Source organism: Agromyces sp. NPDC055658, from assembly GCF_053618155.1.
On record NZ_JBSHHD010000163.1, the window covers coordinates 1 to 1,000 of the forward strand.

Annotated in this window: 1 protein-coding gene; it reads right to left on the reverse strand. The window is 66.9% G+C overall.

Annotated elements, in window-relative coordinates; translation table 11 throughout:
- Positions 1–154: 154 nt before the first annotated feature.
- Positions 155–985 carry a serine hydrolase domain-containing protein gene (locus tag ACWGPE_RS19365; RefSeq protein WP_452049376.1) on the reverse strand — a complete coding sequence of 277 codons (831 nt, stop codon included), beginning with the start codon at positions 983–985 and terminating at the stop codon, positions 155–157.
- Positions 986–1,000: the final 15 nt, after the last annotated feature.

Below are 1,000 nucleotides of genomic sequence, written 5' to 3' on the forward strand. Positions count from 1 at the left end.
ACGCCCGTCGCCGCGTCGGCGAACTGGTTCGACGCACGCATCTGCTACTCCTTCGGATACGAGGGACGTCTTCCCCAACGGCCTGGTATTCCGATCGAGCATGCAGTTGTGTGTGCCGCGCGTGTCTATTGTGCCTTGTGTGGCCAGTGTTGCGCTAGTCTGTCCCGCTTTCTCTCAGCACTCCATCAGATATCGCCGGCCACAGCGGGTAGGTCCAGTCCCCGAAGTCGCGGTCGGTCAGCACCACCAAGGCCAGGTCAGCGGCCGGATCGACCCACAGGAACGTCCCCGATTGGCCGAAATGGCCGAACGTGCGCGGAGAGTTTGCCGAGCCCGTCCAGTGCGGGGATTTGCCGTCGCGAAGCTCGAAGCCCAGCCCCCAGTCATTGGGCCGTTGCACACCGAACCCCGGCAACACCCCGTCGAGCCCACGAAACTGCACCGTCACGGCCTCATCGTGCAGTTGCTGAGACACCAGTCCCGGCCGCAACAGCTCCCGGGCGAACACCGCCAGGTCGGCAACGGTCGACACGCCGCCGAACCCGGCCGCCTGCGCCCCACCCAACAGCTTCGACCCCGACATCTGCAGCGGCTCGAACACCGCCTCGGTCAGATAGGTACCGAACTCGATGTCGGCGGCACCCTCGACCGCGCGGGCCAGCAGTTCGAATCCGTAGTTGGAATAGATGCGGCGCTGACCCGGCTGCGCGAGCACCTCGGCCGACCGCATCGCCACCCCCGACGCATGCGCCAACAGGTGACGGATCGTCGACCCGGGCGGGCCGGCTGGAGTGTCGAGGTCGACCGCACCTTCTTCGATCGCGATCTGCGCGGCCCGCGCCACGAGCGGTTTGGTCACCGAGGCCAACGTGAACGCCTTGTCCGTATCGCCGCGGCTGGCCAGCACCCCGGATGGGCCGACCACCGCAGCGGCGACCGAGTCGACCGGCCAGGTATCGATGACGTCGAGAACGTCGGCATCCATCAGGACCGTCCGCTC

Excerpts from the sequence above, each read along its gene's own strand:
- ACWGPE_RS19365 (WP_452049376.1), bottom strand. The coding sequence starts at position 985 with ATGGATGCCGACGTTCTCGACGTCATCGATACCTGGCCGGTCGACTCG.